Genomic DNA, 21,471 nt, shown 5'->3' with positions numbered 1-21,471 from the left:
CCGCACCGAACACCCGTAAGGAGCACCAATGGCCGACTACATCGTCGCCATCGACCAGGGCACGACCTCCACCCGAGCGATCGTCTTCGATCACTCCGGCTCGATCATCTCGACCGGGCAGAAGGAACACGAGCAGATCTTCCCGCGCGCCGGGTGGGTCGAGCACGACCCCGCCGAGATCTGGGACAACACCCGCGAGGTGATCGGTCAGGCACTGTCGCGTGCCGACATCACGCGTCACGACGTCGCCGCCGTGGGCATCACGAACCAGCGCGAGACCGCCGTCGTCTGGGACAAGACCACCGGCAAGCCGATCTACAACGCGATCGTCTGGCAGGACACCCGCACGCAGTCGATCGTCGACAAGCTCGCCGAGGGGGACACCGACCGCTACAAGGCGATCGTCGGCCTCCCGCTCGCGACGTACTTCGCCGGCACCAAGATCATGTGGATCCTCGAGAACGTCGAGGGTGCGCGTGAGAAGGCCGAGGCCGGGGACCTGCTCTTCGGCACCACCGACACCTGGGTCCTCTGGAACCTGACCGGTGGCGTCGACGGCGGCGTCCACAAGACCGACGTCACGAACGCGTCCCGCACGCTGTTCATGGACCTCGAGACGCTCCAGTGGCGCGACGACATCCTCGCCGACTTCGGTGTGCCGAAGTCGATGCTCCCGGAGATCGTCAGCTCCTCCGAGGTCTACGGCCACGTCGAGTCGTCGAACCTGCTCCGCGAGGTCCCGATCGCGGGCATCCTCGGCGACCAGCAGGCCGCGACCTTCGGCCAGGCGGCGTTCGACCAGGGCGAGTCGAAGAACACCTACGGCACCGGCAACTTCCTCATCTTCAACACCGGTACCGAGATCGTCCGCTCCGAGAACGGCCTGCTCACCACCGTCGGCTACAAGCTCGGCAACCAGGAGACGCACTACGCGCTCGAGGGCTCGATCGCGGTCACGGGCTCGCTGATCCAGTGGCTCCGTGACAACCTCGGTCTCATCGGCAGTGCCCCGGAGGTCGAGGCGCTGGCCAAGACCGTCGAGGACAACGGCGGCGTGTACTTCGTGCCGGCCTTCTCCGGGCTGTTCGCGCCGTACTGGCGTCCGGATGCCCGCGGTGCCATCGTCGGCCTGACCCGCTACGTCAACAAGGGGCACATCGCACGTGCGGCGCTCGAGGCGACGGCGCTGCAGACCCGCGAGGTCCTCGACGCCGTCAACGCCGACTCGGGCGTGGACCTGACGGAGCTCAAGGTGGACGGCGGCATGACCGCCAACAACGAGCTCATGCAGTTCCAGGCCGACATCCTCAACGTGCCGGTGGTGCGTCCGGTCGTCGCCGAGACGACGGCGCTCGGCGCGGCCTACGCGGCCGGTCTCGCGGTCGGCTTCTGGGCCAACCTCGACGAGCTCCGTGCCAACTGGCAGGAGGACAAGCGCTGGGAGCCGCAGCTCGACGCCGCGGAGCGCGAGCGCACGCTCCGCCTCTGGAAGAAGGCCGTCACGAAGACCTTCGACTGGGTCGACGAGGACGTCCAGTAACGACGCGGGCGCACGCTGACCGCGTGCACTGAACGCACCGACGGGAGGCCCGGTGCCGGTTCCAGGAACCGGCACCGGGCCTCCCGTCGTGTTGCGTCTCCTGCGCGTCCGTCACGGGGTCCGGTCGGCGGGTGGTGGTGGGGTTGTGGCCGGCCCGGCACGGTGCGGGTTTGTTCGCCGGGTGCGGCGGTGACCGCCGGGTGCGCGTTTGTGGCGCTGCACCGAGCCGCCGGGCTCGCACCGGGTGACGCACCGCGCACGGTGCGGCTCGCGCGGAAGCGGCACGGGATCGCGGACCGCGCACGGTGCGGACTGGAGGCGCGGTGCGGGCCCGCCGCGGGCCTCCCGTCCGGCACGGGGTTGCTGGCGCGGCACGGTGCGGGTTTGTTCGCCGGGTGCGGCGGTGGCCGCCGGGTGCGCGCTCGTGGCGCTGCACCGAGCCGCCGGGCTCGCACCGGGTGACGCACCGCGCACGGTGCGCGGGGCGGCGTGGACTACGCGGCGGGACCTTCGCCGACCCAATCAGCCAGCTTGCGGGCGCCGGCGCCCGAGTCGATCGCCTCGGCGGCGACCGCGAGCTGCTCCCGGAACCGCTGCAGGATCGGGCGGTCGGACTGGGCCGGGTCCTGCGCGAGCCGGAAGGACACCAGGCCGGCAGCGGCGTTCAGGAGCACGATGTCGCGGACCGGGCCGGTCTCCCCCGCCAGGACGCGGTGCACGACGCCGGCGTTGTGCTCCGGGTCGCCACCGAGCAGGTCTTCCGTGCGGGCACGGGCGATGCCGAGGTCACGCGGGTCGAGGTCGTGCTCGGTGATGCGCCCGCCGGTGACCTCCCAGATGTGGCTGTGCCCGGTGGTCGTGAGCTCGTCGAGACCGTCGTCACCGCGGAACACCAGGGCGGTCGCGCCGCGGGTCTGGAACACGCCCGTGATGATCGGCACGAGCTCGAGCTGGGCCACTCCGACGGCGTTGGCCTCGCACCGTGCGGGGTTGACGAGCGGTCCGAGGAAGTTGAAGACCGTCGGCACGCCGATCTCGCGCCGGACCGGCCCGGCGTGGGCGAAGCCGGGGTGGAACGCGTTGGCGAACGCGAAGGTCAGCCCGACACGCCGGAAGGTGTCCGCGACACGCGCGGCGTCCATCGTGAGATCGAGGCCGAGTGCGGCGAGTACGTCGCTCGACCCGGACTTCGAGGAGCTGGCCTTGTTGCCGTGCTTGACGACCGGCACCCCGGCGGCGGCGATGACGATCGCGGCCATCGTCGACACGTTCACGGTACCGACGACGTCACCGCCGGTGCCGACGATGTCGAGGGCCATCGGGTCGACGTCCAGCGGAACCGCGGCGTCGAGGATCGCGTCGCGGAACCCGACGACCTCGTCGACGGTCTCGCCCTTGGCTCGGAGGGTCACGGCGAACGCCGCGATCTGCGCTTGAGTGGCGCGCCCGTGCACGATCTCCTCCATGGCCCATGTGGATTGCCTGATCGTCAGGTCCTCGCGCGCCATGAGCGCGCTGATCACTGCGGGCCAAGAGAGTGCTTCAGGCATGGCTCGATCGTAGTGAATTCGAGAGACCCGCCAGTCTCCTGCGAAAACACTGTCGGGGGTTTCGGCCATAATGGAGGACGTGACTAGCACCTCTCTCTCCCGATCCGCCAGCGGTCCGGCCCTGAACAGGCCGAACGCCGTTGCCGTGGGGACGATCGTGTGGCTGGGCAGCGAGGTCATGTTCTTCGCCGGCCTGTTCGCGATCTACTTCACGCTGCGCAGCACGTCCCCCGAGCTCTGGGCGGCCGAAACCTCCAAGCTCGAGGTGCCGTTCGCCTCGGTGAACACGATCATCCTGGTGCTGTCCAGCTTCGCGTGCCAGTTCGCGGTGTTCGCAGCGGAGCGCTTCCAGGTGCACCGCACGAGCTGGAACCCGCGCCACTGGGGTATGACGGAGTGGTTCTTCGTCACCTACGCGATGGGCGCGATCTTCGTCTGCGGCCAGATCTTCGAGTACGCCAACCTCTGGCACGAGGGCGTCACGCTCTCCTCGAGCGCCTACGGATCGGCCTTCTACATGACGACCGGGTTCCACGGCCTCCACGTCACGGGTGGCCTCATCGCCTTCCTGCTGACGCTCGGCCGCGGCTTCGCCGCGAAGAACTTCGGTCACAAGGAAGCGACCACCGCCATCGTCGTGTCGTACTACTGGCACTTCGTCGACGTCGTGTGGATCTTCCTCTTCGCCGTCATCTACCTTCTCAAGTAGGAACTGGACACCCCCCAGCACATGTTCAACAGAACCAAGTCCAAGAAGGGCCGCCGCTCTCCGATGGCGACCGTCTCGCTCATCGTCGTGGGTCTCATGACCACCGGCGGTGCGTACGCGCTGTTCAGCTCCACGGCGAACGCGGACGACAGCACGACCACCGTCGCAGCGACCAGCCAGTCGAAGGTGAACGAGGGCCAGAAGCTCTTCGCCTCGAACTGCGCGACCTGCCACGGCCTCTCCGCCCAGGGCACGAGCGAGGGTCCGTCCCTCATCGGTGTCGGCGCCGCCTCGGTCGACTTCCAGGTCGGCACCGGCCGCATGCCGATGGCCGCCCAGGGCCCGCAGGCTGAAGAGAAGCCCGCGCAGTTCACGGACGAGCAGGTCGACGCCCTCGCCGAGTACGTCGCCTCGCTGGGCCCCGGCCCGGCCGTCCCCTCGACCGAGCTCACCAACGGTGAGGACGGCGACGCGGCCGAGGGTGCAGAGCTCTTCCGCATCAACTGCGCCATGTGCCACAACGTGGCCGGCGCCGGCGGCGCTCTGACCGAGGGCAAGTACGCCCCGAACCTGTCGACGGTCTCCGGCAAGCACATCTACGAGGCCATGCAGACCGGCCCGCAGAACATGCCGGTCTTCAACGACCTCAACCTCACGCCGGAGCAGAAGGCCGACATCATCACGTACCTCAAGTACGTGCAGGACAACAAGTCGCCCGGCGGGTTCGCACTCGGCTCCCTGGGCCCGGTGGCCGAGGGTCTGTTCATCTGGATCTTCGGACTCGGCGCGGTCGTTGCGATGACCGTCTGGCTGACCGCGAAGTCCAACTGATCGTCCGTGTCGAACGACACTGAAGGGAACACCATGGCAGAGCACGACGACGAGACGCTGAACTCGTCCTCGGCTGTCGAGAAGCACGGCACGACCACCTCCCCCGGGATCGCGGTGCTGCCCGCCGACCCGTTCGAGAACCCGGGTGAGCCGCCGCACCGCGCGCGCCGCACCGACGTCGACCCGAAGAAGCAGCGTCTGGCCGAGCGCCAGGTCGCGACCTTCTTCTACCTCTCGATCGTCGGCAGCGTCCTCTCGATCGCGGCCTACGTCGCCTTCCCGATCGACTCGAACAACTTCGGGACGGTCCGCACCGCGAACCTCTTCCTCGGCCTGTCGATCGCCCTCGCACTCATCGCGCTGGGCCTCGGTGCGGTCTACTGGTCGAAGTCGCTCGTCGTCGACCGCGAGATCACCGAGCTCCGCCACGGCACCCGCGGCACCGACGCGACCCGCGCCAAGGCTGTCGAGGCCTTCCAGCTGGCCGACAAGGAGTCCGGCTTCAGCCGACGCAAGCTGATCCGCAACTCGATGATCGGCGCGCTGGCCGCGTTCCCGCTGCCGGGCATCGTCCTGGTCCGCGACCTCGCTCCGGCCGAGGACCCGAACGAGCTCCTCCGCCACACCTTCTGGAAGCAGGGCCTGCGCCTGACGAAGGACCCGACGGGTCTGCCGATCAAGGCCTCCGACGTGACCATCGGTTCGGTGTTCCATGTCATCCCGGACGGCATGCTCGACTCCGAGCACATGCTGGAAGAGAAGGCCAAGGCCTCCGTCCTCCTCATGCGTCTCGACCCGAAGGACCTCAACCCCGCCAAGGGCCACGAGAACTGGGGCTACGACGGCATCGTCGCGTACTCCAAGATCTGCACCCACGTCGGATGCCCGGTCGCGCTCTACGAGCAGCAGACGCACCACCTGCTGTGCCCGTGCCACCAGTCCACCTTCGATGTCTCGAACAACTGCGAGGTCATCTTCGGTCCGGCCGCACGCCCCCTCCCCCAACTTCCGATCGCGATCGACGACGACGGCTACCTGGTTGCCCAGAGCGACTTCCACGAGCCGGTCGGACCGTCCTTCTGGGAGCGTGAACGCTGATGACCAGCACCCCCACCACCACGGCACCGAGCAGCACGGCGAACAAGCCGGCTCCGGAGCGCGGATCCCGCATCATCGGCGGGGTCGCCAACTACATCGACGAGCGCACCAGCATCTCGGGGCTCGTCAAGGAAGTCGGCCGGAAGATCTTCCCGGACCACTGGAGCTTCATGCTCGGCGAGGTGGCGCTGTACAGCTTCGTCGTCGTCCTGCTCTCCGGCACGTTCCTGACGTTCTTCTTCCAGGCCTCCATGGCCGAGGTCGTCTACAACGGCTCGTACGTCCCGCTCAAGGGCGTCGAGATGTCGACGGCCCTGCAGTCCACGCTGGACATCTCGTTCGACATCCGCGGCGGGCTGTTCGTCCGCCAGGTCCACCACTGGGCAGCCCTGCTGTTCGTGGCGTCGATCATGCTGCACATGGCCCGCGTGTTCTTCACCGGTGCCTTCCGCAAGCCGCGTGAGCTCAACTGGGTCTTCGGCTTCCTGCTGTGGGTCCTCGCCATGGGTGAGGGCTTCACCGGCTACTCGCTCCCCGACGACCTGCTCTCCGGCAACGGGCTGCGGATCATCGTCGGCATGATCGAGGGTGTCCCGGTGATCGGCGTCTGGATCGCCTACCTGCTCTTCGGTGGCGAGTTCCCGGGGACCGACATCGTCGGCCGCCTCTACACGCTGCACATCCTGCTGCTGCCGGCGATCCTCGTCGCGGTGCTCGGTGTCCACCTCGTGCTCGTCGTCATCAACAAGCACACCCAGTTCGCCGGACCGGGCAAGACCAACGACAACGTCGTCGGTGTCCCGATCCTCCCGGCGTTCGCCGCCAAGGCCGGTGGGTTCTTCTTCATCGTCGCGGGCATCATCGCCCTCATCGCCTCGATGTTCACGATCAACCCGATCTGGAACTACGGCCCGTACGACCCCTCGCCGGTCTCCGCCGGTACCCAGCCCGACTGGTACATCGGCTTCGCCGACGGCGCACTGCGTCTGGTGCCGCCGCACTGGGAGGTCGTGTGGTTCGGCTACACGGTGTCGTTCAACATCCTGGCGCCGATCGCGGTCCTGGTGCTGCTCATCCTCGCGATCCTGCTGTACCCGTTCCTCGAGTCGTGGATCACCGGCGACAAGCGCGAGCACCACATCCTGGACCGCCCGCGCAACGCCCCGACCCGCACGGCGATCGGTGCCGCCGGCATCACGCTCTACGCCAGCCTCTGGGCTGCGGCGTCGTCGGACATCATCGCGACCCACTTCCTGGTGTCGATCGAACACGTGATCCACGTGATCCAGGCCACGACGGTCCTCGGCCCGTTCGTCGCCTTCTGGATCACGAAGCGCGTGTGCCTCGCACTCCAGAAGAAGGACCGTGAGATCGTCCTGCACGGCTACGAGTCCGGTCGCATCGTCCGACTCCCCCACGGTGAGTACATCGAGGTGCACGAGCAGCTCGACGAGTACGAGCGGTGGAAGCTCCTGCAGTTCAACGAGTACAAGCCGCTCATGATCCGCCCGAACGCCAAGGGGCAGATCACCGTGGTCCAGAAGGCCCGCGCGAGCATCTCCCGCTTCTTCTTCGAGGACCGCATCGAGCCGGTCTCGAAGGCCGAGCTCGAGGCAGCGCACGCCGCCCACCACGGCCCGGACCTCGCTGGAGGCCACCAGGCTCCGCAGGTCGGCCCCGGGGATCACTGATCCGAGGCACACGAGGAAACCCCCGTCACGATGTGGCGGGGGTTTCCTCGTGTACGGGGCAACACGCCGCCCCCAGTTCACGGCTGGTTCACCGACACGTGCTGGACTCGTCCAGGACGGTGTGGCAACGTGTTGCACCACGCATCCGCCAACGGAATGAGACCCCGATGGACAGCCGGACGGCCGAACACCCCAGGCCGAACCACTTCCTCCTCCACCTCAGCGACACCCACCTCGTCTCCGGCGACGGTGATCTGTACGGCGGAGTCGACTCCGCCGCACGGCTCACCGAGATCGTCGCGGACATCGAAGCATCCGGAACCCGGCCAGAGGCCATCGTCGTCACGGGCGACGTGGCCGACAAGGGCGAACCGGGGGCCTACGCTCGCGTCCGCGAGATCGTCGAACCGGCTGCCCGCCGGATCGGCGCGCAGGTCATCTGGGCGATGGGCAACCACGACGAGCGCGGCGCCTTCCGCCAGGAGCTCTTCGGCCTCCAGCCCACCGACCGCCCGGTCGACTTCGTCTACGACGTCAACGGTCTCCGGGTCATCACCCTCGACACGAGCGTCCCCGGCCGCCACCACGGCGAGGTCTCCCCCGAGCAGCTCGACTGGCTCGCCGAGGTCCTCTCCGAGGCGGCTCCGCACGGCACCATCCTGGCGATGCACCACCCGCCCGTCCCGAGCGTGCAGGACCTGACCGTCCTCGTCGAGCTCCGCGACCAGCAGGCACTGGCCGAGGTCGTCGAGGGCAGTGACGTGCTGGCCATCATCGCCGGGCACCTGCACTACTCGACGAGTGCGGTCTTCGCCGGCATCCCCGTGTCGGTCGCCAGCGCCACCTGCTACACGCAGGACCTCACCGAGTTCCAGGGCGGCACCCGCGGGCGCGACGGCGCACAGTCGTTCAACCTGGTGCACGTCTACGGTCGCAACGTCGTGCACTCGGTCGTCCCGATCGGGCACTACTCCACGGTCGGCGAGCCCGTGTCGGCGGTCGAGACCGAGGCCCGCCTCGCAGCGCACGGAGTCACGATCCCGCCCGCGGTCGAACCGGCTCCCGTCACCTCGAGCATCCCCGTCTTCACGCTCGACTCGGTGCCGGTCTCCCCCATCCACCGGTAGGCCGCTACTCTTCGTGAACAGGAATGGTCGGGTCCCGTCTGGGGACCCGACCATTCCTGCTCACCACGCGCGAGAGGCGTGCGCCCGAGGCGGACGGGAGGCGCGTGGCGGGGCCGCTCCGGGCCTCCCGTCCGGCTGTGGTCGCGACCACGGCGCGTGGCGAGGGTCGGCGGCGTGCTCGCCCGGAGCGCGTGGCCGGGTCTCGGCGCCGGGCTCGCAGGCTCGCCCGGAGCGCGTGGCCGGGTCTCTGCGCCGGGCTCGCAGCCTCGCCCGGAGCGCGTGGCCGGGTCTCTGCGCCGGGCTCGCAGCCTCGCCCGGAGCGCGTGGCCGGGTCTCGGCGCCGGGCTCGCAGGCTCGCCCGGAGCGCGTGGCCGGGTCTCTGCGCCGGGCTCGCAGCCTCGCCCGGAGCGCGTGGCCGGGTCTCTGCGCCGGGCTCGCAGCCTCGCCCGGAGCGCGTGGCCGGGTCTCGGCGCCGGGCTCGCAGCCTCGCCCGGAGCGCGTGGCCGGGTCTCGGCGCCGGGCTCGCAGGCTCACCCGGAGCGCGACAGCAGAACGCTGGCGCGTTCTAGACGCTGTCGCGCTCCCACGGCGCGGGGAAGGGGAAGTAGCGCTCGAGGAAGTCCGTGACGCGCTGCGTGCGCTCCTCGTCGCTGACCTCGGGGAAGCTGCCGTCGTTCAGGCAGAAGAAGTCCGCGTTCCGCTTCTTCAGCAGCTCGTCGAGGGACCGCAACCCGGACTGCATCGTGGTGTCGATGTAGCGGACGTCCGCGTTCTCCTGCACGATCGCCCGGCCGGTGAGCAACGAGTAGTAGTGGTACAGCGAGTTCGTCACCGAGATGTTCTCGGCAGCGCGGAAGCGGGACGCCGCAGTGGCGCGGAACTCGTCGGCGAACTCGTGCTCCATCTCCGTCATGATCGACGCTCGGAGCGGGGTGGGCGCGTGCTCGAGGTGCCGCGTGGTGACCGCACCGAACCGCTGCTGCAGCAACCGGCGGTTCACGCGCGCCGAGTTCTCGAACCCGCTGCGCGCGGCGTTGTTCACACCGAGCCCGATGCGGGTGGTGGCGAGGATGAACTTCGTCACCGACCCCGGGCTGAAGAACACCGACGGGTCGACGGTGCGGCCGAAGAACATGTCGTCGTTCGAGTAGATGAAGTGCTCGCTGATTCCCGGGATGTGGTGCAGCTGCGACTCGACCGCCTGGGAGTTGTGCGTCGGCAGCACGGACGGGTCGGCGAAGAACTCCTCGCTGCGCACGATGCGGACCTTGGGGTGGTCGGCGAGCCAGTGCGGCGCGGGCGAGTCGGTGGCGATGTAGATCTGACGGATCCACGGTGCGAACGTGTGCACGGAACGCAGCGCGTACTTCAGCTCGTCGATCTGCCGGAACCGGGCGGGGGCGTCATCGCCCTCGCCCAGGACGGCCGTGGCCTGCGCTGCCTGGCGGGCGCGCTGGTACTCGATGGCGTTGCCGTCGACCCACGAGAAGACGATGTCGATCGGGAACCGGATGTCGGAGACGTGGTCGTCGAACATGTGCTCGACGGTGCGCCAGGTGCGGCCGTAGCGCTCGATGTCGACGAGCACGAACTCCTCGACCGGCAGGCTGCGGCGCATCAGGGCGTTCTCGACGGGTGCGAGCACCTCGGTGTCGGTGAGTCGCCAGAACTCGAGTTGGACGCTCGTCTCGGCGCCGTAACGCAGACGGCCGAGCGGCTCGAGGCGCGGGCGGAACACACGCAGCACCGGTTCGTCGACGGGCCCGAGCCCGTCGTCCTGCACGAGGACGGCCGGCTGACCCGGCGGCTTCGCGTAGAAGGGCTCGTTGACGGCGGCGGCCATCACGGCGCTCTCCGCACGTTGCCGGTCGCGCTCGTCGATCGCGATGACCGGACGCTCGTCGTTGCCGCGGATGAGCAGGTGGTCGACGTCGGCCTCGGTGAGCGCGTCGTCGAGGAACAGCAGGTCCTCGATCATCGACTGCTGCGGCGTCAGGTGGCCGTTGAGCAGCGTCAGGCGCCCCTTGCGGACGACGACGTCGGGCCGGTCGAGACCGCCGGAGGACGGTCGAGGGTTCAGCAGAGGACTCTCGGTCACCGGCTCGGTCTCGTCGTTCATCCATGCCCTTCGGGTCGCGCTGCCGGGTCCTGTACCCGACCCTGCGATCCTACCGTCCGCCCGCCCGCTCGGTTCCGCAGGCGGCCACCCGAGCCGTTCAGGAGGCCCGGGGAGCGTCCGCCTCGCGCGGCACCTTGACGGCGATGCCCACGACGATGAACAGCGCGGCGACCAGGATCTGCAAGGCCGCCCACACCTGACCGGGGATCGGCACCGTGACCAGGGGGTTCCAGCAGACGGCGACGGCGGCCATGAGCAGCGCAGCCCACCACGTCTTGCCGCGGACGGCGAAGACCAGCACGATGAGGGCCAGGACCGTGACGCCCCAGCGGGCGAAGACGAATCCGGACGAGTCGATGATCGCCACGCAGGCGAGCAGGACGATCGCGGCGATGAGCGACGGCGCGAGCGCCGGCCGGCTGAACCCGGGGGTCGCACGGGTGCTCGTCGCGCCCGCGGCCGGTCGGACCGGGGCGGCGGGCACGCCGTGCTGCGACGACCCCACCGGGGGTCGCCCCTTGCGGGCAGCCATCAGGCGGGGGCCTCGTCGAGGTCGATGGCGGTGAAGGACCGGGACATCGGCGGGAGACCCCGCACACGCTCGAGCGCGGGGACCAGCTCGCCGAGGTACGCCCGGTAGCCCTCGTCGGTGAGGTGCAGTCCGTCGTCGGTGAAGCGGTCGTCGAGGTGGTCGCCGTCGGCCAGCGCGGGCCAGGCGTCGAGGTACTGCGCGTGGCAGGTCGCGACGAACTGGCGCAGGTGCCGGTTCGCCTCCTCGATCTTCGTCGTGTACTCGGCCTGGCGCGGCAGGACGGAGACGAGCAGCAGGCGCACGCCCGGCAGCTCGCGCCGGAGCGTGACGAGGATGGTCTCGACGTTGCGGACGACGTGTTCGGCGCTCGCCCGGTGGTTGCCGAAGTCGTTCGTGCCGATGAGCAGCACGATCACCTCGGGCTGTTCGGCGACGACGGCCTCGAGGCGCGCGAGCACGCCGTCGGTCGTGTCGCCGCTGACGCCCTGGTTCAGCGTGTGCTCGTCGGGGAGCCAGGTGTCCCACGACCCCTGGGCCGTGATGCTGTCGCCCAGGAACAGGACGGGACTGCGTTCCTCGGTCATGCTGCCTCCTCGTTCGCCGGTTCCGGACTCCCATTGTGCTGGGTCCGGTTGCGCTGCGTCGACTCGGTGTTGTCCGACTCGCGCTCGGCGGCCGCGGTGATGCGTTCGACCATGCCGGGGAAGATGATCCCGTGGAAGGGCAGGATCCCGTACCAGTACAGGCGTCCGGGGAGGCCCTGCGGGAAGTAGATCGCCCGCTGGTGGTAGTCGCTGCCGCCCTCGGGGTTCGGGGTGACGGTCATCTCGAGCCAGGCGCGTCCCGGGGACTTGAACTCTGCCCGGAGCCGCAGGTACCGGCCGCGTTCGAGTCGTTCGACGCGCCACCAGTCGAGCGCGTCGCCCTGCTCGAGCCGGTCCTGGTCACGGCGCCCACGGCTGAGCCCGACGCCGCCGGCGACCTTGTCCATCCACCCGCGCGCGACCCAGGCCAGCGGGAACGAGTACCAGCCGTTCTCGCCGCCGATCGACTCGACGACGCGCCAGACGTCCTCGGCCGAGGCGCTCGAGTGCCGCTTCCGGTCGTCGACGTAGACGGTGTGGCCGGCCCAGTCCGGGTCGTTCGGCATCGGGTCGGCCGAGGCACTCGACAGCGTGGCGCTCCGCCAGCTCGTCTCGACCTGGCCCGAGCGCATCTTGTTCAGGGCGAGGCGGACGGCTCGGCGGTACGAGGTGAGCCCTCCCTCGGGCTGCGGCACGACGTCGTCGATGTCGTGCTCGCGCTGGACGCACTCGAACTGCAGCGACTCGATGATCGGGGTCGCGAGCTTGCGCGGGATCGGGGTGACGGCGTTGAACCAGTGCGCCGCGAGTCGCGGGGTGAGCACCGGCAGGACCGTGATGGGGCGCTGCCGGAGCTTCGCCTCGACCGCGTAGCCGTTGAGCATCTGGCCGTAGCGGAGCACGTCCGGACCGCCGATGTCGAAGGTGCGGTTGACGTCCGCGGGGACGTCGAGCGCCGCGACCAGGTAGTGGAGGACGTCGCGCACGGCGATCGGCTGGATGCGGTTGCGCACCCACCGCGGTGCCGGCATCCAGGGCAGGACGTCGGTCAGGTGCCGGATCATCTCGAACGAGGTGCTGCCGGAGCCGATGACGACACCCGCCTGGTAGGCGACGGTCGGCACGCCCGATCCGAGCAGGATCTCCCCCACCTCCTTGCGGCTGCGCAGGTGCTTCGACAGGTCGCCGTCGGGGTGCAGCCCGCCCAGGTAGACGAACCGGCTGACACCGGCGCGCTTCGCCTCGTGTGCCATCGTCTCGGCGGCCTGGCGTTCGGCGGACTCGAAGTCGCCGTCGGCGCCCATCGCGTGGGCGAGGTAGTACACGGCCTCGACGCCGTCGACCGCGGCACGGACCGCGTCGGCGTCCTGCAGGTCCCCTTCGGCGATGTCGACGTCGCTGCTCCACGGGACGTCCTGGAGCTTGCGGGGGTTGCGCACGAACACGCGCACGGAGTGTCCGGCTTCGAGGAGACGGGGGACGAGACGACCGCCGATGTACCCGGTGGCGCCGGTGACGAGGACCTGCATGCCCCGAACGCTACGCGGCACGCCTGACGGGTAGGCTTGCCGGGTGGACAACGCAGCCTTCCCCGTCACCGCCGATGCCGTCCGCGGCCTCATCGACCACGCGATCCTGAAGCCCGAGCTCACCCGCTCGGACGTCGACGCCCAGCTCGACGAAGCCGCCGCGTACCGGGTCTTCAGCGTGTGCGTCCGGCCGAGCGACGTGGCGTACGCCGTCGAGCGCCTGCAGGGCACCGGCGTCGGCGTCGGCACGGTCATCGGCTTCCCGCACGGCACCACGTCCACCGCGGCCAAGGTCGCCGAGTCGCTGCAGGCGCTGGCCGACGGTGCCTTCGAGCTCGACATGGTGCAGAACATCGGTGCCGCGAAGTCCGGCGACTGGGAGCGAGTCGAGCAGGACGTCCGCGCGGTGGTCGACGCCGCCGGGTCCACCGTCGTCAAGGTGATCCTCGAGACCGCGTTCCTGACCGACGACGAGATCGTCGCGGCGTCGCGTGCCGCGCAGTCGGCGGGTGCCGCGTTCGTGAAGACCTCCACCGGGTTCGCCGGCGGCGGAGCAACGGCCGAGCACATCGCCCTGATGCGCCGCACCGTCGGTGCCGACACCGGGGTGAAGGCCTCGGGCGGCGTCCGCGGGCTCGACACCCTGCTCGAGATGGTGGACGCGGGAGCGAACCGCATCGGCACGAGCGCCTCCGCGCGCATCCTCGACGAGGTCGCGCACCGCGTCGAGACCGGGGTCGCGTCGTCGCAGGGCGACGACACCAGCTCCTACTGATCCACCGCGACACGACCTGATCCACCGCACGACGACCTGACCCACCGCACGACGACCTGACCCGACCGACCCACCACCTGCCAGGCCGGGGCCCACCGGACGCGACGACGCGTCCGGGGGCCGCGCCGGGCCTCCAGACCGCCGCATCGGAGCGCGCATGTCCAGCACCGCACCCCAGTCCCTCGCCCTCGCCCTCGCCGTCGACCTCGGCGGCACCAAGGTCGAAGCCGCCCTCGTCACCGACCAGGGCGTCGTCCTGCCGGGCACGCGTTTCCGCAGCCCCACCGGGCCGCAGCGCACGTCCGACGAGCTGCAGGCGGCCGTCGACGAGGTCGTGACGAGCGCGCTCGGCACGGTCCCGACCGACGCGACCCTGGTCGGCGTCGGGGTCGGCTCGGCCGGCCCCGTCGACGAGGAGCACGGCCTCGTCTCCCCCCTCAACATGCCGGTGTGGCGCGGCCACCCGCTGCGAGACCGCATCGCGGCGCTCGTGCCCGAGGGCGTGCCGGTCACGCTGCGCATGGACGGCCTGGCGATCACGCTGGCCGAGCACTGGGTCGGGGCGGCCCAGGGGTACGACCACGTCATGGGCATGATCGTCTCGACGGGTGTCGGCGGCGGCCTCATCCTGCACGGCCGCACCGTCAGCGGCCCGACCGGCAACGCCGGGCACATCGGCCACGTGGAGTGCGGCGGCTACGACGACCCGTGCGCCTGCGGGGGAACCGGCTGCCTCGAAGCGATCGCCAGCGGCCCGAAGACCGTCGCCTGGGCGCAGCGGCACGGGTTCGCCGGGTCCACGGGCGAAGAGCTGTCGGCGGCGTACGCAGCCGGCGACGAGATCGCGGTCGCGGCGGTCCAGCGCAGCGGCCGGGCCCTCGGTCAGGCGATCGCCGCGGCGACGAGCCTCGTGGACCTCGAGGTCGTGGCGATCGGCGGCGGGTTCTCGCACGTCACGCCGGACCTGTTCGAGTACGCACGCGAAGCGGTGGCGGAGCGCGTCGAGTTCGGGTTCGTGACGAAGGTGCGCATCGTGCCGACGGCGCTGTCGCAGGACGGCCCGCTCATCGGGGCCGCCGCGCTGGTGCACCGCGCCGACGTCCTGCGCTGAAACTGACGCCGGCGTCCGGGGTGTCCGGGCGCTGGGCGTCCGAGCGTCCGGGTTGTCCTGGCTGTCCACAGGGGGTGTCGGCGGGGCGCCGGTGTCCGGCAGGATGACGAGGTGCCCGGTTCCCGTCTCCTGACCACGGACGACTGGCCCGAGGCGGAACTGCGCGCAGCGGTACTGGCCGGGGAGCTGGTCCCCGTCGGGCCGTGCTGGGCCTCACCCGCGACCCCGCAGGACCCGGCGCTCCGAGCGACCGCAGCCGCCTGGGTCCTCGGCGATGCCCGGCTGGTCGCCGCCGGCCGCACCGCCGCGTGGATCTGGGGCGCGACGTCCCGTCCGCCGGACCCGTTCGAGGCGAGCGTCCCGCCGCAGCTGCGCATCGCCGCCGGGCCGGCCCTGCACCTGCGCGAGGTGGCGCTCGAGCCCGTCGACGTGGTCCGGCTGGGATCGGCGCAGACCACGGTGACGACACCGGCGCGCACCGCGGTCGACCTGCTGCGCACGCCCGGGCCGACGAACCCGTTGCGCATCGACGCCGTCGCCGGGTTGCTCGCGATCGGTGCGGTGACAGGCGACGAGTTGCGGGAGCGCCTGAGCGCCCTCGGGACCATCCCGATGGTGCGCCAGGCCGAACGTCGTCTGCGCGCGCTGCTCAGCGAGCGGTGACCGGTCGGACTGTCGGCTCAGCCCGCGGTGACGGGTCCGCCCGCCCGGTCAGCCGGCGCTGACGGGTCTGCCCGATCGCTCAGCCCGCGCTGACGCGGTAGACGTCGTAGACGGCGTCGATGCGTCGGACCGCGTTCAGCACCCGGTCGAGGTGGATGGTGTCGCCCATCTCGAACACGAACCGACTGAGCGCCAACCGGTCGGACGAGGTCGAGACCGTCGCCGACAGGATGTTGACGTGGTGGTCGGTGAGCACCCGGGTGACGTCGCTCAGCAGGCCCGACCGGTCGAGCGCCTCGATCTGGATCTGGACGAGGAACACCGACTTCGACGACGGCGCCCACTCGACCTCGATCATCCGGTCCGGCTCGTTCATCAGGGACTTGACGTTCGTGCACGACGACTGGTGCACCGAGACGCCCTGGCCTCGGGTGATGAACCCGACGATCTGGTCGCCCGGCACCGGGGTGCAGCACTTCGCGAGCTTCACGAGGATGTCCGGCGCACCGCGCACCAGCACGCCGCTGTCACTCGTGCGGAGCTGGCGGCTCGTGACCTGGCGGGGGAACGTGAGCTCCGGCTCGTCGGTCTCGGTGTCGCTCTGGACGCTGCCCAGGACCTTCTCGATGACCGACTGGGTCGACACGTGCCCTTCGCCGACCGCGGCGTACAGGGCCGAGACGTCGTCGTACCGCATCGACGAGGCGACCTCGGCGATGGTGTCCTGGCTCATGATCCGCTGGAGCGGCAGGTTCTGCTTGCGCACGGCGCGGGCGATTGCGTCGCGCCCCTGCTCGACCGCCTCTTCGCGACGCTCCTTGGTGAACCACTGCTTGATCTTGTTGCGGGCCCGCGGGCTCTTGACGAACTTCAGCCAGTCCTGCGACGGGCCGGAGTCGGGGTTCTTCGACGTGAAGATCTCGACGACGTCACCGCTCGACAGCGAACTCTCGAGCGGCACCAGTCGACCGTTGACCTTGGCGCCCATGGTGCGGTGCCCGACCTCGGTGTGGACCGCGTACGCGAAGTCGACCGGGGTGGCGCCGGCGGGGAGTCCGATGACCTTGCCCTGCGGCGTGAAGACGTAGGTCTCCTTCGCGCCGATCTCGTAGCGGAGGGAGTCGAGGAACTCCCCCGGGTCACTCGTCTCCGCCTGCCAGTCGGTGATGTGGGCGAGCCACGCCATGTCCTGGTCGTCGGTGGTCGACGAGGTGCCGACGTCGCGGCCGGCGGCGCGCTGCTTGTACTTCCAGTGCGCGGCGACACCGAACTCGGCACGCTGGTGCATCTCGTGCGTGCGGATCTGGATCTCGACGGGGCGCCCCTGCGGCCCGAGCACGCTGGTGTGCAGCGACTGGTACAGGTTGAACTTCGGCGTCGCGATGTAGTCCTTGAACCGGCCGGGCAGCGGCGTCCACCGGGCGTGCACCGAGCCGAGCATCGCGTAGCAGTCGCGCACCGTCGGCACGAGCACCCGGATGCCGACGAGGTCGTAGATCTCGTCGAACTCGCGACCCCGCACGATCATCTTCTGGTAGATCGAGTAGTACTGCTTCGGCCGCCCCATGACCTCGCCGCGGACCTTCGCGGCCTTCAGGTCCTTCTTGAGGGTGCCGATGACGTTCTGGACGAACTGCTCGCGCTTCGGCTGCCGTTCCTTGACCAGGCTGTCGATCTCGACGTAGAGCTTCGGGTGCAGGACCGCGAACGACAGGTCCTCGAGCTCGAGCTTGATCATCTGGATGCCGAGCCGGTGCGCGAGGGGCGCGTAGATCTCGAGCGTCTCCTTCGCCTTGCGGGTGGCGGAGGTGGACTCGACGAAGCCCCAGGTGCGGGCGTTGTGCAGTCGGTCGGCGAGCTTGATGACGAGCACGCGGATGTCCTTCGACATCGCGATGACCATCTTGCGGACGGTCTCGGCCTGGGCGCTGTCGCCGTACTTGACCTTGTCGAGCTTCGTGACGCCGTCGACGAGCATGGCGATCTCGTCGCCGAAGTCGACCTGCAGCTGGTCGAGCTGGTAGTCGGTGTCCTCGACGGTGTCGTGCAGCAGCGCCGCAGCGATCGTGATCGGCCCGATGCCGAGGTCGGCGAGGATCTGGGCGACGGCGACCGGGTGCGTGATGTACGGCTCGCCGGACTTGCGCTTCTGACCGTCGTGCGCGCGCTCGGCGACCGAGTAGGCGCGCTCGATGAGGGTGACGTCGGCCTTCGGGTGGTGCGACCGCACCGTGCGGATCAGGGTGTCCACGGCACCTGCAGGCTGGGCACGCGAGAACAGGCGCGGGAGCAGCGAGCGGAGGGAACCGAGGTTGCCCGTCGTGTTCGGGCCGAGGGGGCTGGTCGGGCGCTGTGCGGAGCCGGGGCGACTCGGCGCAGACGGCTCTTCGCGGGTGTCCGTCATGATGCGCCTCCCAGGACTCGGTCCGAGAGCTCGATCCGAGCTCGATCCGACAACACTACGCGCGTCCGGTCAGTGCTCGTGACCCGGTTCGCCCTGGGCGTCGCGGACCACCGGGGCGCCGGACTGCTCCCAGGCGACCATGCCGCCGGTCAGGTTGACCGCGGAGACGCCGGACTGCTCGAGGGCTGCGACCACGCGTGACGAGCGGGCGCCCGAGTGGCAGACGATGATCGCCGGCTCGTCGCCGCCGTCGATCTCCTGCCACCGGTTCACCAGCTCGGACATCGGCACGAGCGTGGCCTGCGGCGCGTGGACCTCGTCCCACTCCCCCTGCTCACGGACGTCGAACAGTCGTGCGCCGGACGCCAGTCGACGTCGCGCCTCCGCGACGTCGACCTCGGTGATCTCGATCGGCATCAGACGTCCGCCGTGGCCGCGGCGTCGACCTCGCGCTGGCGCTTGGCCGCCGCTTCGGTCTTCTTCGCGTCGGCCTGCTTGATCTTCGGCTCGTTCTCGCGCAGGTGGGCGTACATCGGCGACGCGATGAAGATCGTCGAGTAGGTCCCGACGATGATGCCGATGAACAGTGCGAGCGAGATGTCGCGGAGGGTCCCCGCGCCGAGCACGTACGACCCGATGAACAGGATCGCCGCGACGGGCAGCAGTGCCACGACCGAGGTGTTGATCGAGCGGACGAGCGTCTGGTTCACCGCGAGGTTCACGGACTGCTTGAAGGTCCGGATCGACTCCTGCGCGGTGTTCTCGCGCACCTTGTCGAACACCACCACGGTGTCGTAGAGCGAGTAGCCGAGGATCGTCAGGAATCCGATCACGGCTGCGGGCGTGACCTCGAGCCCGACGATGCCGTAGACGCCCGCCGTGATCAGCAGGTCGTGCAGCAGGGCCGCCATCGCGGACAGCGACATCTTCCAGGTGCGGAAGTACAGCGTCATGAACACGGCGGCCAGGGCGAGGAAGATCACCAGACCGCGGATGGCCTGGGCCAGCACGTCGGCACCCCACGTGGCACCGATGAAGGTCGCGGCGACCTGGCTCTCCGGCACGTCGTACGCCTCGGCCAGGGCGTCCTGCACCTCGGTCGTCTGGCGGTCGGTGAGCTGGCCGGTCTGCACGCGGATGCCGTGCGTCCCGAGCTGGGAGACGCGCGGGATCTCGTCCGAGACGACCCGCTCGACGGTGTCGGTCGCGATGCTCTGGTCGGTGTTCTTGACGTCCGACAGGGTGAACTCGGAGCCGCCGGTGAACTCGATGCCGAGCTGGTACCCGCCGCGCAGCCACGGGGTGGCGAGCGAGATCACGATCATGATGAGCGCGATGAGGTACCAGGTCTTGCGTCGTCCGATGATGTCGTACGACCGCTTGCCCGTGTAGAGGTCGCTGCCGAACTGGCTGAAGCTGGCCATCAGTCGTCCTTCCCGTCCGGCGTGGAGCCGTTGTCGCCGGAGGCCTGCTGGGCCTTCCGCTCCGCGATCGTCTGTCGGCGCTGCGCCTCACCGGCGCTGCGCTGGCGCTTGCCGTCCACCACGGGAGCGCGGAACTGCGCGCGCCCCTTGTAGACCGCACCGAGCGCCGCCGGGTCGAGCCCGCTGAACCTGTGCCCCTCGCCGAAGAACCGGCTGCGGGAGATGAGCTGCATCATCGGGTGGGTGAAGAGCGCGACCACCACGATGTCGATCAGCGTCGTGAGGAGCAGCGTGAACGCGAAGCCCTTCACGTCGGCGACGGCGAGCACGTACAGGGTGACGGCTGCGAGCAAGTTCACCGCGTCGGACGCCAGGATCGTGCGGAGTGCGCGCTTCCAGCCGGACTCGACCGCGCTCTCGAGGGCACGGCCGTCGCGGAGTTCGTCACGGATGCGTTCGAAGTACACGATGAACGAGTCCGCCGTGATGCCGATCGCGACGATCAGACCCGCCACACCCGCCAACGACAGGCGGTAGTCGACGCGCCAGGACATGATCGCGATGACCAGGTAGGTCAGCACCGCGGCGACCCCGAGTGACAGCACCGTGACGAACGCGAGCGCCCGGTACTGGATGACGGAGTAGATGATCACCAGGACGAGCCCGATCAGGCCCGCGACGAGACCACCGATGAGCTGGGCGGTGCCGAGCGTCGCCGAGATGTTCTCGTTCGACTGCACCTGGAAGTTGATCGGCAGCGCGCCGTACTTGAGCTGGTCGGCGAGGGTCTTCGACGACTCGGCCGTGAACGAACCGGTGATCTGCGCCTTGCCGTTGGTGATGGCGGAGTTCGTGGACGGGGCCGTGATGACCGAGCCGTCCAGCACGATCGCGAACTGGTTCTGCGGCGCCTGCAGCGACACGAGACGGTTCGTGACGGTGCGGAAGTCCTTCGTGCCCTGTCCGTCGAAGGTCAGGTTGACGGCCCACTGGCCCGTCGAGGTGCCCTGCGAGTCGGTGGCGAGACCCGAGGTGGCGTTGCTGATGTTCGCACCCGAGACCTCGACCGGGCCGAGGATGTACTTCGCGGCACCGTCGGCGTCACAGGTGACGAGGGGCTCGTCGTCCGGAGCCGTGGTGACGTCGTCCGGAGCCGCGCAGTTGTAGTTCGTGTAGAGGTCCTGCAGCGCCGGGGTCACCCAGTTGACGTCGCTGCCGTTCGTCGGCTTCGCGCTCGGCGTTGCCGCGAGCGAGGCGGGCGGCGAGTACGGCGTCGGCGAAGCGGTGGACTTCCCGTCGTCACCGACGGCGGAGTTCGTCGCGGCCTCGGTGAACAGCACCGGGCGGAACGTCAGCTTCGCCGCTGCCTCGATGCGGTCGATCGTGGCCTTGTCGGGCCGACCGGGGATCGACACGACGATGTTGTTCGCACCCTGCGTGTTGATCTCGGTCTCGGAGACGCCGGTGGCGTTGATGCGCTGGCGGATGATCTCCACCGCCTGCTGCAGCTGCTGCGAGGTGACCGAGTCGCCCTCGGTGTTCTGTGCCGCCAGGGTCAGCTGCGTGCCGCCCTGCAGGTCCAGTGCGAGCTCAGGGACCCAGCTCGCGCCCTGGTACCACTCGTCCGTGTCGTCCTTCGAGCTGCCGGCGAGGATCGACGCGGCGGTGTTCAGGCCGGCGAGGATCGCCATCAGGATCACCAACCAGGTGAGCGAGCGCAGCGCCTTCTTGACGGGTGTCGATCGTGCCACCGGTCGTCTCGTCTTTCTGTTCAGGACCATCGG

Annotated in this window: 18 protein-coding genes; 9 read left to right on the top strand and 9 right to left on the bottom strand. The window is 69.6% G+C overall.

Features of this window, described 5'->3' with window-relative positions; translation table 11 throughout:
- The first annotated feature begins 28 nt into the window (after nucleotides 1–28).
- On the top strand, nucleotides 29–1,540 hold the full coding sequence (glpK, locus tag KZI27_RS11245) for a glycerol kinase GlpK (protein ID WP_222657716.1): 1,512 nt from the start codon (nucleotides 29–31) through the stop codon (nucleotides 1,538–1,540).
- 494 nt (nucleotides 1,541–2,034) lie between these two features.
- Here glpK and trpD read toward each other — a convergent pair whose 3' ends face one another.
- Nucleotides 2,035–3,090 carry an anthranilate phosphoribosyltransferase gene (gene trpD, locus KZI27_RS11240; RefSeq protein ID WP_222657715.1) on the bottom strand — a complete coding sequence of 352 codons (1,056 nt, stop codon included), beginning with the start codon at nucleotides 3,088–3,090 and terminating at the stop codon, nucleotides 2,035–2,037.
- A gap of 70 nt (nucleotides 3,091–3,160) precedes the next feature.
- Between trpD and KZI27_RS11235 the strand changes: the two genes are divergently transcribed.
- From KZI27_RS11235 to KZI27_RS11215, 5 genes are all read left to right on the top strand, one after another.
- Nucleotides 3,161–3,799, top strand: a complete 639-nt coding sequence (locus KZI27_RS11235) for a heme-copper oxidase subunit III (RefSeq protein WP_123312617.1) — start codon at nucleotides 3,161–3,163, stop codon at nucleotides 3,797–3,799.
- Nucleotides 3,800–3,820: 21 nt separating this feature from the next.
- Complete coding sequence (locus KZI27_RS11230; protein ID WP_123312618.1) at nucleotides 3,821–4,630, top strand: cytochrome c; 810 nt, start codon at nucleotides 3,821–3,823, stop codon at nucleotides 4,628–4,630.
- 33 nt (nucleotides 4,631–4,663) lie between these two features.
- Nucleotides 4,664–5,728 carry a ubiquinol-cytochrome c reductase iron-sulfur subunit gene (locus tag KZI27_RS11225; protein WP_222657714.1) on the top strand — a complete coding sequence of 355 codons (1,065 nt, stop codon included), beginning with the start codon at nucleotides 4,664–4,666 and terminating at the stop codon, nucleotides 5,726–5,728.
- Nucleotides 5,728–7,419 carry a cytochrome b gene (locus tag KZI27_RS11220; RefSeq protein WP_123312620.1) on the top strand — a complete coding sequence of 564 codons (1,692 nt, stop codon included), beginning with the start codon at nucleotides 5,728–5,730 and terminating at the stop codon, nucleotides 7,417–7,419. The genes KZI27_RS11225 and KZI27_RS11220 overlap by 1 nt, the downstream gene beginning before the upstream one ends.
- A gap of 167 nt (nucleotides 7,420–7,586) precedes the next feature.
- Nucleotides 7,587–8,546, top strand: coding sequence for a phosphodiesterase (locus KZI27_RS11215; RefSeq protein ID WP_222657713.1), 960 nt, complete (start codon nucleotides 7,587–7,589; stop codon nucleotides 8,544–8,546).
- Nucleotides 8,547–9,111: 565 nt separating this feature from the next.
- Here KZI27_RS11215 and KZI27_RS11210 read toward each other — a convergent pair.
- From KZI27_RS11210 to KZI27_RS11195, 4 genes are all read right to left on the bottom strand, one after another.
- Entirely contained in the window at nucleotides 9,112–10,665 is a 1,554-nt protein-coding gene (locus tag KZI27_RS11210; protein WP_222657712.1) for a stealth conserved region 3 domain-containing protein, read from the bottom strand.
- 97 nt (nucleotides 10,666–10,762) lie between these two features.
- Entirely contained in the window at nucleotides 10,763–11,197 is a 435-nt protein-coding gene (locus KZI27_RS11205) for a DUF6804 family protein (RefSeq protein ID WP_222657711.1), read from the bottom strand.
- Nucleotides 11,197–11,781 carry a GDSL-type esterase/lipase family protein gene (locus KZI27_RS11200; protein WP_123312624.1) on the bottom strand — a complete coding sequence of 195 codons (585 nt, stop codon included), beginning with the start codon at nucleotides 11,779–11,781 and terminating at the stop codon, nucleotides 11,197–11,199. Before KZI27_RS11200 ends, KZI27_RS11205 begins: the two co-directional genes overlap by 1 nt.
- A complete protein-coding gene (locus tag KZI27_RS11195) occupies nucleotides 11,778–13,310 on the bottom strand; it encodes an SDR family oxidoreductase (RefSeq protein WP_222657710.1) in 1,533 nt (510 codons plus the stop codon). Before KZI27_RS11195 ends, KZI27_RS11200 begins: the two co-directional genes overlap by 4 nt.
- Nucleotides 13,311–13,353: 43 nt before the next feature.
- Here KZI27_RS11195 and deoC point away from each other — a divergent pair, with 43 nt between their 5' ends.
- The 3 genes from deoC to KZI27_RS11180 all read left to right on the top strand — a co-directional run bounded on the left by deoC (nucleotide 13,354) and on the right by KZI27_RS11180 (nucleotide 15,859).
- Entirely contained in the window at nucleotides 13,354–14,085 is a 732-nt protein-coding gene (deoC, locus tag KZI27_RS11190; RefSeq protein WP_222657709.1) for a deoxyribose-phosphate aldolase, read from the top strand.
- A 157-nt stretch (nucleotides 14,086–14,242) separates the two neighbouring features.
- On the top strand, nucleotides 14,243–15,196 hold the full coding sequence (locus KZI27_RS11185; RefSeq protein ID WP_222657708.1) for an ROK family protein: 954 nt from the start codon (nucleotides 14,243–14,245) through the stop codon (nucleotides 15,194–15,196).
- Nucleotides 15,197–15,307: 111 nt separating this feature from the next.
- On the top strand, nucleotides 15,308–15,859 hold the full coding sequence (locus tag KZI27_RS11180) for a type IV toxin-antitoxin system AbiEi family antitoxin (RefSeq protein WP_222657707.1): 552 nt from the start codon (nucleotides 15,308–15,310) through the stop codon (nucleotides 15,857–15,859).
- Nucleotides 15,860–15,938: 79 nt separating this feature from the next.
- Here the strand turns inward: KZI27_RS11180 and KZI27_RS11175 are convergent, their stop codons facing one another.
- The 4 genes from KZI27_RS11175 to secD all read right to left on the bottom strand — a co-directional run bounded on the left by KZI27_RS11175 (nucleotide 15,939) and on the right by secD (nucleotide 21,438).
- Nucleotides 15,939–18,263 carry a RelA/SpoT family protein gene (locus tag KZI27_RS11175; RefSeq protein WP_260233029.1) on the bottom strand — a complete coding sequence of 775 codons (2,325 nt, stop codon included), beginning with the start codon at nucleotides 18,261–18,263 and terminating at the stop codon, nucleotides 15,939–15,941.
- A gap of 69 nt (nucleotides 18,264–18,332) precedes the next feature.
- On the bottom strand, nucleotides 18,333–18,680 hold the full coding sequence (locus KZI27_RS11170; protein WP_222657706.1) for a rhodanese-like domain-containing protein: 348 nt from the start codon (nucleotides 18,678–18,680) through the stop codon (nucleotides 18,333–18,335).
- Entirely contained in the window at nucleotides 18,680–19,687 is a 1,008-nt protein-coding gene (gene secF / locus KZI27_RS11165; protein ID WP_222657705.1) for a protein translocase subunit SecF, read from the bottom strand. The genes KZI27_RS11170 and secF overlap by 1 nt, the downstream gene beginning before the upstream one ends.
- Nucleotides 19,687–21,438 (bottom strand): protein translocase subunit SecD, encoded by a 1,752-nt coding sequence (secD, locus tag KZI27_RS11160; RefSeq protein WP_222657704.1) that lies wholly within the window; start codon nucleotides 21,436–21,438, stop codon nucleotides 19,687–19,689. Before secD ends, secF begins: the two co-directional genes overlap by 1 nt.
- Nucleotides 21,439–21,471 lie beyond the last annotated feature (33 nt).

Source organism: Curtobacterium sp. TC1, assembly GCF_019844075.1.
Classification (GTDB): Bacteria; Actinomycetota; Actinomycetes; order Actinomycetales; family Microbacteriaceae; genus Curtobacterium.
Note: the sequence above shows the minus strand (reverse complement) of the source record. Positions and strands in the feature narration are given on the sequence as shown.